Raw genomic sequence first — 13328 nt, 5'->3', positions numbered from 1 at the left:
CGATCGCCCGGATCGCGCACGGGATCGGCTTGATTCGCCCGGGCCGCGCTCCAATCTCGGGACTCTTCGCTTTCGAGGAGTCCCCATGGAATACCGCCCCCTTGGTCGTTCCCCGCTCGCCGTGGCGCCGCTCGCCTTCGGCGGCAACGTGTTCGGCTGGAGCGTGGACGAGAAACGCTCCTTCGAGCTGCTCGACGCCTTCGTCGACGCCGGCTTCAACCTGATCGACACGGCGGACGTCTATTCCGCCTGGGCGCCGGGCAACCGCGGCGGCGAATCGGAGACGATCATCGGCCGCTGGCTCAGGGCCAGCGGCAAGCGCGACCGGGTGGTGATCGCCACCAAGGTGGCCAAGTGGGCCGAGCAGCCCGGCCTGTCGCCGGTCAACATCCGGCAGGCGGTGGAAGGCTCGCTGCGGCGGCTGCAGGTGGACTGCATCGACCTGTACCAGGCGCACGAGGACGACGCCTCGGTGCCGCTGGCCGAGACACTGGGCGCGTTCGGCCGGCTGATCGAGGAGGGCAAGGTGCGCGCCATCGGCGCTTCCAACTACACGGCCGACCGCTTCGAAGAGGCGCTGCAGGTCTCCGCCCGGCACGGCCTGCCGCGCTACGAGACGCTGCAGCCGGAGTACAACCTGGTGCGTCGCGCCGGCTACGAGCGCTCGCTCGAGCCGCTGGTGCGTCGCGAGCAGGTCGGCGTGATCAGCTACTACGCACTGGCCAGCGGCTTCCTCACGGGCAAGTACCGCAGCGAGGCGGACCTGGCCAAGAGTGCGACCCGCGGCGCCAGCGTGCGCAAGTACCTCGACGCACGCGGACTGGGCATCCTGGCCGCGCTGGACCGCGTCGCCGCAGCGCATGGCGCCAGCCCGGCACAGGTCGCGCTGGCCTGGCTGATGGCGCGGCCCGGGCTCACCGCGCCGATCGCCGGCGCCACCAGCGTGGCGCAGTTGCGCGAACTCATGGGCGCGGTGGACCTTCGACTGACGCCGGACGAGATCGCCACGATCGATCAGGCCAGCGCGGAGTGAGCCGCGCCTACCGGCCGGCGGAGGCGGTCCCGGCCGGTCCGGCCTCGTCGGTCGGCCCGTCGCCGTCCGGCGGCTGGACCGTGTAGCCCTCCGCCACGAGCGCGGCGAGGTAGCCGTCCGGCCGCAGCGCCTGGTCGATCGGCAACAGGGCGAAGCTGCTGGCGTCGTCCGCGAGCGCGCGCCGGGCCTGCGCCAGCCAGGCCTCGCGCACCTTGCCTTCGAGGTCGCCCAGCCCGAGCCGGCGGGCGAAACCCGCCTCGCTGACCGCGTCGGCGCACGGCACGTCGGCGGAGGTACCGGAGAGCCGGCGCAGCGTGTCCAGGTCGCCGCTCGCCCAGGCGCTGGCGCGCTCGCTCATCCGCGCCAGGTCGACGTCGACACGGTCGAGCATGGCCTCGAAGCAGGCCACGTCGTCAAGCCGTTCGCGCTTGAAATCCTTCACCAGCGCCTTGGGATCCTCCACGGTCACCCGGTAGGCGGTGGAGGTGGACGGGATGCCGGCCTGCCTGGCCGCGCCCACCAGCAGCGGCACCACGCCCTTGCGGTCCAGGCCGATGCGCTCGATGGCCGCCTCGTACAGGCGGAAACCGGCGAACAGCGGCCGCCACTTCTCCACCTTGCCGCTGCGGCCGATGTAGCGCGCCTTGAGCACCAGCCAGCGCGCGTAGGTGGCCGGCGGCACCACGTCGGCGAGCCGCGCGCCGTCGGGGTTGTTGCGGATGCCGATCAGCCGCGGCAGCAACGCCAGCGATCCGAAGAAGCCCAGGTGCGCGTCCAGCTTGAGGCCGGGCTCGCGCAGCAGCTCCTTCGACTGAGCCAGGCGCTCGCGCACCTCGCGGGACTCCCACTGCATGCCGCGCGGCAGCGGATCGAGCGTGCCCAGCACCCACAGCACGTGGCCTGCGGGCGAGCTCACCTTCCACAGGCCGGGGCCCGGCTGCTCGCCGCTGACCCGCACGGGCGCCAGGGTGGTGACCGAACCCGTCGCCGCGGGCACGACCTGTCCGGCGGCGGCCAGGGCGAACATCGCGAGGACGAGGAAGCAGGGAACGCGCATGGCCGGGGGCCCTTCCGTGGTGCGTGCCATCGTACGGCGCCGCTCCCGCCGCAGGAAAGCAAAGGGCGCCCGGGGGCGCCCTGTGCGTTCAGCCCTTCAGCGTCGCCAGCGCGTCGTTGAAGGTCTTGCTCGGCCGCATCGCCTCGCCGGTGCGCGCGAGGTCGGGGTGGTAGTAGCCGCCGATGTCGACGCGCTTGCCCTGCGCGCCGTTGAGTTCGGCCACGATGGTCGCCTCGTTGTCGGCCAGCGCCCTGGCCAGCGGGGCGAAGGTGGCCTTCAGCTCGGCGTCCTCGTCCTGCGCGGCGAGCGCCTGCGCCCAGTACAGCGCGAGGTAGAAGTGGCTGCCGCGGTTGTCGAGCTCGCCGACCTTGCGCGCAGGCGACTTGTTGTTGTCCAGGATCCTGCCGTTGGCCTGGTCCAGGGCCTTGGCCAGCACGGCGGCGCGCTTGTTGCCGTAGCGCTCGGCCAGGTGCTCGAAGGAGGCGGCCAGCGCCAGGAACTCGCCCAGCGAATCCCAGCGCAGGTAGTCCTCCTCCAGGAACTGCTGCACGTGCTTGGGCGCCGAGCCGCCGGCGCCGGTCTCGAACAGGCCGCCGCCGGCCATCAGCGGCACGATCGAGAGCATCTTGGCGCTGGTGCCCAGCTCCATGATCGGGAACAGGTCGGTGAGGTAGTCGCGCAGCACGTTGCCGGTTACCGAGATGGTGTCCTGGCCCTTGCGGATGCGCTCCAGCGAGAGGCGCATGGCTTCCACCGGGGCGAGGATGCGGATGTCCAGGCCCGCGGTGTCGTGATCCTTCAGGTAGCGCTGCACCTTGGCGATCAGCTGCGCGTCGTGCGCACGCGCAGGATCGAGCCAGAACACCGCCGGCGTGCCGGAGAGGCGGGCACGGGTGACGGCGAGCTTGACCCAGTCCCGGATCGCCGGGTCCTTGGTCTGGCACATGCGCCAGATGTCACCGGCCTGCACCGCATGCTCGAACACGCTGCGTCCGTTCTGGTCGGTCACCCGCACGGTGCCGTCGGTGGCGATCTGGAAGGTCTTGTCGTGCGAGCCGTACTCCTCGGCCTTCTGCGCCATCAGGCCGACGTTGGGCACCGAGCCCATGGTCGCCGGGTCGAACGCGCCGTGCGCCTTGCAGTCCTCGATCACCGCCTGGTAGATGCCGGCGTAGCTGCGGTCGGGGATCAGCGCCACGGTGTCCTGCAGCTCGCCCCTGGCGTTCCACATCTTCCCCGAGTCGCGGATCATCGCCGGCATCGACGCGTCGACAATGACATCGCTGGGCACGTGCAGGTTGGTGATGCCCTTGTCGGAGTTGACCATCGCCAGGCCCGGGCGCTTGGCGTACTCGGCCTCGATGTCGGCCCTGATCGCCGCCTGCTTCTCCTCCGGCAACTGGGAAAGGCGCGCGTAGAGGTCGCCGATGCCGTTGTTGGCGTCGAAGCCGATCTGCTTCAGCTCGGCCGCGTGCCTGTCGAGCGCGTCCTTGTAGAACTCGCGCACCACCACGCCGAACATGATCGGATCGGACACCTTCATCATGGTCGCCTTCAGGTGCAGCGAGAAGAGCGTGCCCTCGGCCCTGGCGGCGTCGATCTCGCGCCGCACGAAGCGCGCCAGCGCGGCACGGCTCATCACCGCCGCATCGACCACCTCGCCCGCCTGCACGGCGACCTTTTCCTTGAGCACCGTGGTGCTGCCGTCCTTGCCGACCAGCTCGATCTTCAGGCTGCCGCCCTGGTCCATCGTGACCGACTGCTCCGAGCCGTAGAAGTCGCCATCGTCCATGTGCGCCACGCGCGTCTTCGAACCGGCGCTCCAGACACCCATCTTGTGCGGGTGCTTGCGCGCGTAGCTCTTCACCGAGGCCGGTGCGCGACGGTCGGAGTTGCCCTCGCGCAGCACCGGGTTCACGGCGCTGCCTTTGACCTTGTCGTAGCGCGCCTTGATGTTGTACTGCTCGACGTCGCCGTGCGGCTCGTCCGGGTAGTCCGGCAGCGCGTAGCCCTGCGCCTGCAGTTCCTTGATCGCGGCTTTGAGCTGCGGCACGGAGGCGCTGATGTTCGGCAGCTTGATGATGTTGGCCTCCGGCGTGGTAGCCAGTTGGCCGAGCTCGGCCAGGTCGTCGGGGATGCGCTGCTCTTCCTTCAGATACTCCGGGAACTGCGAGAGCATGCGCCCGGCCAGCGAGATGTCGCGGGTCTCCACACCGATGCCCGCGGTGTGCGCGAACGCCTTGACGATCGGCAGCAGCGACTGGGTCGCCAGGAACGGCGCTTCGTCGGTCAGGGTGTAAAGAATCTTGGGAGCCTGGGACATCGTCTGCGTGACCTCTCGTGCAAAGGCATGCGGGAAGCGCGGACGAGGCCGCACCGCGAAGGAAAGACAAGACGGCCATTTTCGCCCGAACGGCGCGCGCTGGCTATCGCAGGGGCATACGCAGGCGCACGGAAGGCAGGCACCGCGCCTCAGGCGCAGGTGCGTTTCCGGCAGTGCATGGATTGCCCCGGCTGGTTCGGGGCGCAGGCGTGACAGGCGCTCAGCTGCCCTGGATCGGGTAGGTCTGAACGCCATCGCTGGCGGCGGGCGCCGGCTGCGTGGCCGGCTGCGTGGCCGAGGCCGGGCGCGCGCTGCCGCACTGGTAGGCGCCCCAGGCCTGTTCGCCGTCGACCGGCTCGCCCAGCGGCTTGACGGTGTCGGCGTGCATCTTGGCCGCCTCGTTGCGCGCCATTACTTCCAGTTCGTCGCGCACCTTGATGTCATTGCGATCCACCGGGCCGACGTGGTCCATCACCGAGACGGTGACCTTGCCCAGGTCGCGGCACTGCGAGACGTCGCCGTTCCAGGCGGTACGCACCTGCTTGCCGGCGTCGTCGAGGGTGATGCCCCAGGTGCAGGCGCCGAGCAGCAGGACGGGAGCGAGCAGGAAGACGGTTTTGCGCATGGGGAGAGGCTCCGGACGGATCGGGAAGGCTCCATCGTAGAGCAAGGGCGAGGCAAAGGCCTCTCTCGTGCGAGCGTGGCGCCGCCCGCCGGGCGTTGCAGGAGCGAGCTTGCTCGCGATGGATCTGCCCAACGGCGAGCCCTCAGCAGAGCACCGCGAGCAAGCTCCTACCGGAGGGACGCTCCCCCGCGTGCGGGGGAGCGGGTACGCGCTACTTCGCCGGCTTGCCGTCGGCGTCCAGGACCTGCACCTGGCCCAGGTTCAGCGCCCGGACCGGTTGTTCGATCTTCTTGAGGTCGCCGACGATCACCCAGGTCAGGTGATCCGGGTGGATCACCTCCTCGGCCGCGGCCTGCACCTGCGGATCCTTGAGCGCCTCGATGCGCGCCTTCTCGGTCTGCACCCAGTCGTCGGGGCGGTCGTACAGGGTGATCTCCTGCAGCGCGCCCATCACCGCCGAGGTGGTCTGGTATTCGCCCGGCAGGCTGCGCACGGCACCGTCCTTGATCTTGGCGATCTCGGGCGGTGTGAGCGGATGCGGGCCGACCACGCCGCGCGCCTCGGCGAGGATCTCCGCTGCCGACGGCCCGGTCTTGTCGGTCTGCACCGGCGCGTACATCAGGAACGGGCGCTGGCCCAGCGCGTCGGGCAGGAAGCTGAAGGCGCCGTAGGCCCAGTGCTTGTCCTCGCGCAGGTTCATGTTCAGGCGCGAGGTGAAGGTGCCGCCGAACGCGCCGTTCATGGTCTCGATGGCCAGGTTGTTGCCCACCTTGGTCGATGGCGCCAGGCCACCGGCGAGGATCAGACTCTGCTGCGCCCCCGGGCGGTCGATCAGGTACACGCGCGAGTGTGCGGGCGCGGCCACCCGGGCCAGGTTCTTGGTCGGCACCTTGCCGGCGCCCGGCTTCCAGTCACCGAACACCTGGTCCAGCTGCGGAATGATCTTGTCCAGCGTGGTGTCGCCGGCGACCAGGATCTTCACGTTGTCCGGGCGGATGAAGTCGCCCATGAAGCGCCGCATGTCGTTCACGTCGAGCGAGGTGATCGAATGCACCGTGCCCGACCCGGTGAAGGGGATCGCATAGGCATGTCCCTCGCCGTAGAGCAGCGGCGGCAGGGTGCGCAGGGCGATGCCGATCGGCCGGCTCTTCTCCTGCGCGATGCGCGCCAGCCACTGCCCGCGCAGGCGTGCCACGTCGTCGTCGCGGAACGCCGGATTGCGCACGATGTCGGCGAACAGCGCCAACGAAGGCGTCAGCTTGTCGTCCAGTGCGTTGAGCGAGACGTTGCAGAAGTCCAGCCCGCACCCGCTGTCGATCTCGGCACCCAGACGCTGCTCGCGCTTGGCGATCTCCACCGAGTCGAGATCCCTGGTGCCTTCATCGAGCATCGCCATGGTGAAGCTCGAAGTGCCGAGCTTGCGACCCTGGTCGGCGGCGTAACCGGCGTCGAACAGCAGCTGCACCTGCACCGCCGGCACCTCGTGCCGCTCGGCCAGGGTCACCTCGATGCCGTTGGCGAGCTTGCCGTGTTGCAGGGTCGGGAAGGTGAGGCCCGGGAACTCGGTCACCTGCGGCACACCCTTGCTGCGGTCCACCGTGCTGGGCACGGTGCGGTAGTCGCCCGCGGGCGAGAGTCTGGGCGCAGGCTTGCCCGGCAGGGCGGGGCGCCCGGCGGCGGTGGCGAAGTCGGTCTCCTCCACCTTGCCCGGCACCACCGTCAGCGTGTAGTCGCCGCGGGCGATCCAGCGGTTGGCGGCCGCCTTGACGCTGGCCGGGGTGGCGGCCATCAGCGCGTCGAAGTCCTTCAGGTAGGCACCCGGGTCATCCTGGTAGAGCTGGCCTTCGGCGAGGATCGCCGCCTGCGTGTTGACGCGCTCCAGGCCACGCACGAAGTCGGCGCGTATGCTGGTCTTGACGCGCTCCAGCTCGTCGACGGTCGGGCCTTCGCGCAGGAACCGGGCCCATTCGTCCGCCACCGCGGCCTCGACCTTCGCCGGGTCGACGCCCTTCTTCACGTCCACCTGCAGCTCGAACAGGCTGGCCAGCACGTGCTGCTCGATGTCGACGGAGACGTCGTCGGCCAGCTTGTCCTTGTAGACCAGACGCTGGTACAGCCGCGAGGTCTTGCCGCCGCCGAGCACCGCGGCGGCGAGCTGCAACTGGTTGATCGAGAGGTCGGTGCGCGAGGGCACGTTCCATTCGCGGTAGATGCGCGCCTGCGCCACGTTGTCGGTCATCGTGCCGCGGGTGGAGGTCGCGCGCGGCGCCACCCACGGCTGCGGCCGCGGCACGCGCGGGCCCGGGCCGATGTCGCCGAAGTACTTGAGCATCTTCTCCTTCGCCTGCGCCGGCGTGATGTCGCCGGCGAGCACCACCACCGTGTTGGCCGCGCCGTAGTAGTCGCGGAACCATTGCTTGACGTCGGCCAGCGAGGCCGCGTTCAGGTCGGCCATCGAGCCGATGGTGTCGTGGTGGTAGGGGTGGTTGGCGGGGAAGGCCTCGGCCTGGATCAGCTCGCTGACGCGTCCGTAGGGCTGGTTCTCGTCCTGGCGCTTCTCGTTCTGCACCACGCCGCGCTGCTCGTCCAGTTCCTTCTGGCCGATCGCGCCGAGCAGGTGGCCCATGCGGTCGGATTCCATCCACAGCGCCATGTCCAGCGCGGTGGTGGGCACCGTCTCGAAGTAGTTGGTGCGATCGAGCCAGGTGGTGCCGTTCTGGTCGGTGGCGCCGGCCAGCTCGAACGGCTTGAAGTACTCGTCCTTGTGGTTCTCCGAGCCCTGGAACATCAGGTGCTCGAACAGGTGCGCGAAGCCGGTCTTGCCCTTGGGCTCGTAGGAGGAGCCGACGTGGTACCACACGCTCACCGCCACCACCGGCGCCTTGTGATCCTCGTGCACCACCACGGTCAGGCCGTTGGGCAGGGTGAAGCGCTGGTAGGCCAGCTCGGGAATCTGCTGGGCCTGCGCCGCCACACGGGCGGCGGCCGGTGCCGGCGCGCCGACGAAACCCAGCCCTGCGGCGAGGGCGAGGGCAAGCGCGGCGCGCGCCGGGAACGTGTGTGCCATGGTGCAACCTCCTGTCTCACGGGTAAGCGGCGAGGCTAGTCTCCCGCGCGCGGCGGGCGCAACCGGACCCATGGCAGGGGTGTGTCCGCGCCGCGTTGTCCGCGGGCTGTCCGCTGGCGGATGGCGAGCGTCCGCGGACACACCGGCGGCACCGCCCGGCTCCGTCGGGATGGCTCAACCGCGCCATTTCCGGCGCCCTGCCGCGATGGCACGAGGCTTGCCAACAGACCGGCAGGACCCACCCCGGAGATGACGCCATGAAATTCGAAACCCTGTTGCTGCGCAGCCTTTTCGTCGCCTGCCTGCTCGCCTGCGGACTGGTGCTCGGCGGCATGCTCAGCGCCTCGCCGCAGGCGGTGCAGCTGGCCGCCAACAGCAAGCTCGGCGCCCTGCTGGCCACGCCGGGGACCTGCATGCTGCCGCCCGATGGCGTGGTGTGCCCGCGCCAGGACGGCTGAGCGCCGATGCCGCCTGTGCCCGCACGCGGGCCGCAGGCGGGATAATGGGCGGATGCTGCACGTCATCCTCCACCGGCCCGAGATCCCGCCGAACACTGGCAACGCGATCCGGCTGTGCGCCAATACCGGCGCCTCGCTGCACCTGATCCGCCCGCTCGGCTTCGCGCTGGACGACGCCCGTCTGCGCCGCGCCGGACTGGATTACCACGAGTACGCCCGCGTGGCGGTACACGACGACCTGGACAGCTGCCTGGCCGCGCTGGGCCAGCCGCGCGTGTTCGCGTTCTCCACCCGCGGCCGGGTGGCCCACGTCGAGGCGCGTTTCGTCGAGTGGGATGCGCTGCTGTTCGGCTGCGAGACCGCCGGGCTGCCGGCCGAGGTGCTGGAAGCGATCCCGCCCGAGCGGCGCCTGCGCCTGCCGATGCGGCCGGACAGCCGCAGCCTGAACCTCTCGAACACGGTGGCCGTCGCGGTCTACGAAGCCTGGCGCCAGCTCGGCTTTGCCGGCGCCCTGTAGGCGCAGCTCGCTCCTACCTCGTGCGGGCGGCCGCTACAATCGCCGGATGAATGCTCCCGTCCCGAACGCCTGGCTCCCGCGGCCGCTGCGCAAGCTCGCCGGCCGTGCGCTGGAAACCGCGCTCAACCACGTGCTCTCGCTCGATCCCGATACGCAGCAGCGGCTCGCCGCGCTCGAAGGCCGCAGCCTGCAGCTGCATCTGCGCGGACCGGAGCTCGCCCTCGGCGTGACGGTGGAGCGCGGCCGCCTGAAGGTCGGTCCGCCGCAGGAGGACAGCCAGCTGCGCGTGGCGGCCAGTCCCGGCAGCCTGCTGGGGATGGCGCTGCGGCGGGGCGAGGAGACCGTGTCCCCCGGCAAGGTGGAGATCGCCGGCGACGCCGACCTGGCGCGCCGGCTGGAGAAGCTGGCGAGCGCGTTCCAGCCCGACTTCGAGGAAGCCTTCGCGCGCAGCTTCGGCGACGTGCTGGGCGTGCCGCTGGCACAGGCCTTCGCCCGGGCCCTGAAACATGCGCGCACCACCACCGGACAGCTGGTCGAGGACGGCGCCGACTGGCTGCGCGACGAGGCGCGACTCACTCCCGCGATGGGTGAGGTGGACGATTTCCTCGACGGCGTGGATGCGCTGCGCGAACGCACCGAGCGACTCGAGGCGCGTCTGGAGCGACTGCGCCAGCGCCTGCAGGGGCCACGCGCATGACCCCGCTGAAGGTGGTGCCGGGCGTGCTGCGGGTCGCCTCGGTGCTGCTCGCCTGGCGGCTGGACGAGCTGGTCGATGCCGCGCACCTGTACCGCCCGCTCAAGCTGCTGCGCCCGCTGCTGGCCCGCACGCGGCCCGGCGCCCGCGAGCTGTCGCGTGGCGCGCGGCTGCGCCTGGCGCTGACCGAACTGGGCCCGATCTTCGTCAAGGCCGGCCAGGTGATGTCCACCCGCCGCGACCTGATCCCGGCCGACATCGCCGACGAGCTGGCGCAGCTGCAGGACCAGGTGCCGCCGTTCCCCGGCGCCGAAGCGCGCGCCATCGTCGAGCGCGAACTCAAGCAGCCGATCGGGCAGCTGTACGCCCGCTTCGACGAAACCGCGCTGGCTTCCGCCTCGATCGCGCAGGTGCACGCCGCCACGCTGCACGACGGCCGCGAGGTGGTGGTCAAGGTGCTGCGCCCCGGCATCGAGGCGCAGATCGCGCGCGACGTGGCGCTGATGCGCTCGCTCGGCGAACTGGCCCAGCGCTGGCATCCCAACGCCGACAAGATCCGCCCGCTCGACGTGGTGGCGGAAGTGGAGAAGATGCTCGAGAACGAGCTGGACCTGCAACGCGAGGGCGCCAGCGCCAGCCTGCTCCGGCGCAACTTCGAAAGCGGCGTCGACCTCTACGTGCCCGCGGTGCACTGGGAGCTGACCGCGCCGCGCGTGCTCACCCTGGAGCGCGTGCACGGCGTGAGCGCCGACGACGTCGCGGCCATCGATGCGGCCGGCATCGACCGCCGGGCGCTCGCCGCCAAGGGCGTGCGGGTGTTCTACGAGCAGGTGTTCCGCGACAACTTCTTCCATGCCGACGCGCACCCCGGCAACATCTGGGTGGATCTGGCGCGGCGCGGGGAGCCGCGTTTCATCGCGCTGGACTTCGGCATCATGGGCTCGCTGCCCGAAGCCGACCAGTACTGGCTGGCGCAGAACTTCATCGCGCTGTTCGAGCGCGACTACGCGCGCATCGCCCAGTTGCACGTGGCGGCCGGCTGGATGCCCGCCACGGTGCGCCTGGACGAGCTTGAGGCGGCGGTGCGCACGGTGTGCGAGCCCTACTTCACGCGGCCGCTCTCGCAGATCTCGCTGGCCGAGGTGGTGGTGAAGCTGTTCCAGACCGCGCGACGCTTCGAACTCACCCTGCAACCGCAGCTGATCCTGCTGCAGAAGACGCTGCTCAACATCGAGGGCGTGGGCCGCATGCTCGACCCCGAGATCGACATCTGGGCGGTCGCACATCCGGTGCTCAAGCGCATCCTGCGCGAGCGCTACAGCGTGCGTCATACGCTGCGCGCGGTCCGCCAGCGCCTGCCCGAATGGCTGCATGCCGCGCCGCAGGTGCCCGAACTGGTACGCGACGCGCTGCGCCAGGCAGCGAGTGGCACGCGCCCCGCCCTGGCCGACCCGGCGGAGCTGGCGCAGCGCGCCGCGCTGGCCCGACGCCAGCAGCGCGCACTGGCCGCCGGCCTGCTCGGCGCCAGCCTGTTGGTGGCGGCGGCGCTGCTCTGGGCGCTGGCCCCGGGGCAAGGCCCCTGGCCGCCCGCGGTGGCCGCCTGCGGCGGTGCGCTGGCGTTCCTGCTGGCCTGGCCCCGCCGCTAGCCCAGCCCGCACCTTCCCCCTGTAGGAGCGAGCTCCTGCGCCGACCTGCCTGCCCATGCTCGATATCCTCCACCAGGACGACGCCCTGCTCGCGGTCAACAAGCCCGCGGGCCTGCCCGTGCACCGCTCGAAGCTGATCGGTCCGGCCGAAGCCTTCCTCGTCGACCTGCTGCGCGAGCAGGTCGGCGGCGAGCTGTTCCTGGCGCACCGCCTGGACCGCGCCACCAGCGGCGTGCTGCTGGTCGCCCGCTCCGCCGCCGTGGCGGCAGCGCTGGGCGAGCAGTTCATGGGCCGCGAGGTGCACAAGCAGTACCTCGCCGTGGTACGCGGCTGGCCGGAGCCGGCCGAGGGTGCGGTGGACTACCCGCTGCCCGGCTCGCGCGAGAACGGCCCGCGTCGCGAGGCACGCACGCGCTACCGGCGCCTGGCGACGGTGGAGGTGCCGATCCCGCTGGGCCGTTACCCGCGGCAGCGCTATGCGCTGGTGCTGGCCGAGCCCGAGACGGGCCGCTTCCGCCAGATCCGCAAGCACATGGCGCACATCCACCATCCGGTGATCGGCGACTGCCAGCACGGCCGCAGCGACCACAACCGCCTCTACAGGCAGCACTTCGGCTGCCATCGCATGCTGCTGCATGCCTGGCGGCTGCGCCTGACGCATCCGGTCAGCGGCGAGCCGCTCGCCCTCGAGGCACCGCTGGACCCGCCCTACCGCGCGCTGCTGGCCCGCTTCGGCTGGCCTGCCGCCCCCGTGTAGGAGCGAGCTTGTCCGCGACGGCCGTTGGCTTGCTGTCCAGCCCCGGAACAGAAGCACCGCGAGCGACTCGCTCCCGGCAGGCGCTTCGCGATTCATCCGCTTGCCCATAAACTGCGCGCCATGTTGCACATCAGCCGCTCCCTTTCCCTGCCGGACACCGAGCTGACCGAGCGCTTCCTGCGCGCGGACGGCCCCGGCGGGCAGCACGTCAACCGCACCGAGAGCGCGGTGGAATTGCGCTTCGACGTGGCCGCCTCCCGGTCGCTGCCGGAGGACGCGCGCGCACGACTGCTGGCACGGCGCGACCGGCGCATGACCGAGGCCGGCGTGCTGGTGATCCAGGCGCGCCGCTTCCGTGAACAGGCGCGCAACCGCGACGACGCGCGCGAGCGCCTGGCCGAGCTCGTACGCGGCGCGCTGGTGGCGCCGAAGAAGCGCGTGGCCACGCGGCCCACGCGCGCCTCGCAGGAGCGCCGGCTGGCCGGCAAGCAGTTGCGCGGCAAGCTCAAGCAGGCGCGCACGCGCCACTGGAACGGTGAATGAGGGAGGCCATCCTGCCGCCGGTGCCGCCCCAGGCACCGCGGCTGAACAGCCGCTTCTGGCCCTGGTTGATGCGCGGCCTGCTGCGCCTGTCCGGCTGGCGCCTGCGCGGCGAGCTGCCGGACGTTCCCAAGCTGGTCGTGATCGGCGCACCGCACTCCTCCTACTGGGACGGGGTGTGGGGCCTGATGATGAAGATCGCGCTGGGCCTGGACATCAAGATCATGATCAAGCGCGAGGTGCTGGACAGCCCGCTCGGCCTGATCCTCAGGCCGATCGGCATGATCGGCATCAACCGCAAGGCCGCGCTCAACGTGGTCGGCCAGATGGTGCGTCGCTTCGCCGACCACCCGCGGATGTGGCTGGGCATCACCCCCGAGGGCACACGCCGGCACGTCAGGCAGTGGAAGAGCGGCTTCCTGCGCATCGCGCGCGAGGCCGAGGTGCCGATCCTGCCGGTATTCCTCGACTACCCCAGCAAGACCTTCACCCTGGGCACGCTGCAGTACGCTACCGACGATCCGGACGCCGACATGGCGCGCATCCGCGCGCTGTTCCGCGGCTACCGGGGCAAGCACCGCGACACCGAGTGAGCCGGCGGGCGCGTCGGC

At 70.9% G+C, this 13328-nt stretch carries 12 protein-coding genes; 8 read left to right on the top strand and 4 right to left on the bottom strand.

Annotated features, from left to right (window positions below; all coding sequences use genetic code 11):
* Positions 1–85: 85 nt before the first annotated feature.
* Positions 86–1033 carry an aldo/keto reductase gene (locus WAT24_RS01465; protein WP_336806031.1) on the top strand — a complete coding sequence of 316 codons (948 nt, stop codon included), beginning with the start codon at positions 86–88 and terminating at the stop codon, positions 1031–1033.
* A gap of 7 nt (positions 1034–1040) precedes the next feature.
* Here WAT24_RS01465 and WAT24_RS01460 read toward each other — a convergent pair whose 3' ends face one another.
* From WAT24_RS01460 to WAT24_RS01445, 4 genes are all read right to left on the bottom strand, one after another.
* The gene (locus WAT24_RS01460) at positions 1041–2090 is read right to left on the bottom strand and encodes a TraB/GumN family protein (RefSeq protein WP_336806030.1); all 1050 of its coding nucleotides are present in this window, start codon (positions 2088–2090) and stop codon (positions 1041–1043) included.
* A gap of 88 nt (positions 2091–2178) precedes the next feature.
* The gene (locus WAT24_RS01455) at positions 2179–4413 is read right to left on the bottom strand and encodes an NADP-dependent isocitrate dehydrogenase (protein WP_336806029.1); all 2235 of its coding nucleotides are present in this window, start codon (positions 4411–4413) and stop codon (positions 2179–2181) included.
* A gap of 220 nt (positions 4414–4633) precedes the next feature.
* The gene (locus tag WAT24_RS01450; RefSeq protein ID WP_336806028.1) at positions 4634–5038 is read right to left on the bottom strand and encodes a DUF4156 domain-containing protein; all 405 of its coding nucleotides are present in this window, start codon (positions 5036–5038) and stop codon (positions 4634–4636) included.
* Between the two features lie 211 nt (positions 5039–5249).
* Positions 5250–8105: a M16 family metallopeptidase gene (locus WAT24_RS01445; protein WP_336806027.1), complete on the bottom strand. Its 2856-nt coding sequence runs from the start codon at positions 8103–8105 to the stop codon at positions 5250–5252.
* 257 nt (positions 8106–8362) lie between these two features.
* Here WAT24_RS01445 and WAT24_RS01440 point away from each other — a divergent pair, with 257 nt between their 5' ends.
* From WAT24_RS01440 to WAT24_RS01410, 7 genes are all read left to right on the top strand, one after another.
* Positions 8363–8563 (top strand): hypothetical protein, encoded by a 201-nt coding sequence (locus tag WAT24_RS01440; protein ID WP_336806026.1) that lies wholly within the window; start codon positions 8363–8365, stop codon positions 8561–8563.
* Positions 8564–8615: 52 nt separating this feature from the next.
* Entirely contained in the window at positions 8616–9080 is a 465-nt protein-coding gene (locus tag WAT24_RS01435) for a tRNA (cytidine(34)-2'-O)-methyltransferase (RefSeq protein ID WP_336806025.1), read from the top strand.
* Positions 9081–9126: 46 nt separating this feature from the next.
* Entirely contained in the window at positions 9127–9777 is a 651-nt protein-coding gene (locus WAT24_RS01430; RefSeq protein WP_336806024.1) for a ubiquinone biosynthesis accessory factor UbiJ, read from the top strand.
* The gene (gene ubiB / locus WAT24_RS01425; RefSeq protein ID WP_336806023.1) at positions 9774–11420 is read left to right on the top strand and encodes a ubiquinone biosynthesis regulatory protein kinase UbiB; all 1647 of its coding nucleotides are present in this window, start codon (positions 9774–9776) and stop codon (positions 11418–11420) included. Before WAT24_RS01430 ends, ubiB begins: the two co-directional genes overlap by 4 nt.
* 55 nt (positions 11421–11475) lie before the next feature.
* Positions 11476–12177 (top strand): pseudouridine synthase, encoded by a 702-nt coding sequence (locus WAT24_RS01420; protein ID WP_336806022.1) that lies wholly within the window; start codon positions 11476–11478, stop codon positions 12175–12177.
* Positions 12178–12297: 120 nt separating this feature from the next.
* Entirely contained in the window at positions 12298–12720 is a 423-nt protein-coding gene (arfB, locus tag WAT24_RS01415) for an alternative ribosome rescue aminoacyl-tRNA hydrolase ArfB (RefSeq protein WP_336806021.1), read from the top strand.
* Positions 12717–13310, top strand: coding sequence for a 1-acyl-sn-glycerol-3-phosphate acyltransferase (locus WAT24_RS01410; RefSeq protein ID WP_336806020.1), 594 nt, complete (start codon positions 12717–12719; stop codon positions 13308–13310). Before arfB ends, WAT24_RS01410 begins: the two co-directional genes overlap by 4 nt.
* Positions 13311–13328 lie beyond the last annotated feature (18 nt).

Origin of the sequence: Fulvimonas yonginensis, assembly GCF_037137055.1 — a bacterium.
Taxonomy (GTDB): Bacteria; Pseudomonadota; Gammaproteobacteria; order Xanthomonadales; family Rhodanobacteraceae; genus Frateuria_A; species Frateuria_A yonginensis.
Note: the sequence above shows the minus strand (reverse complement) of the source record. Positions and strands in the feature narration are given on the sequence as shown.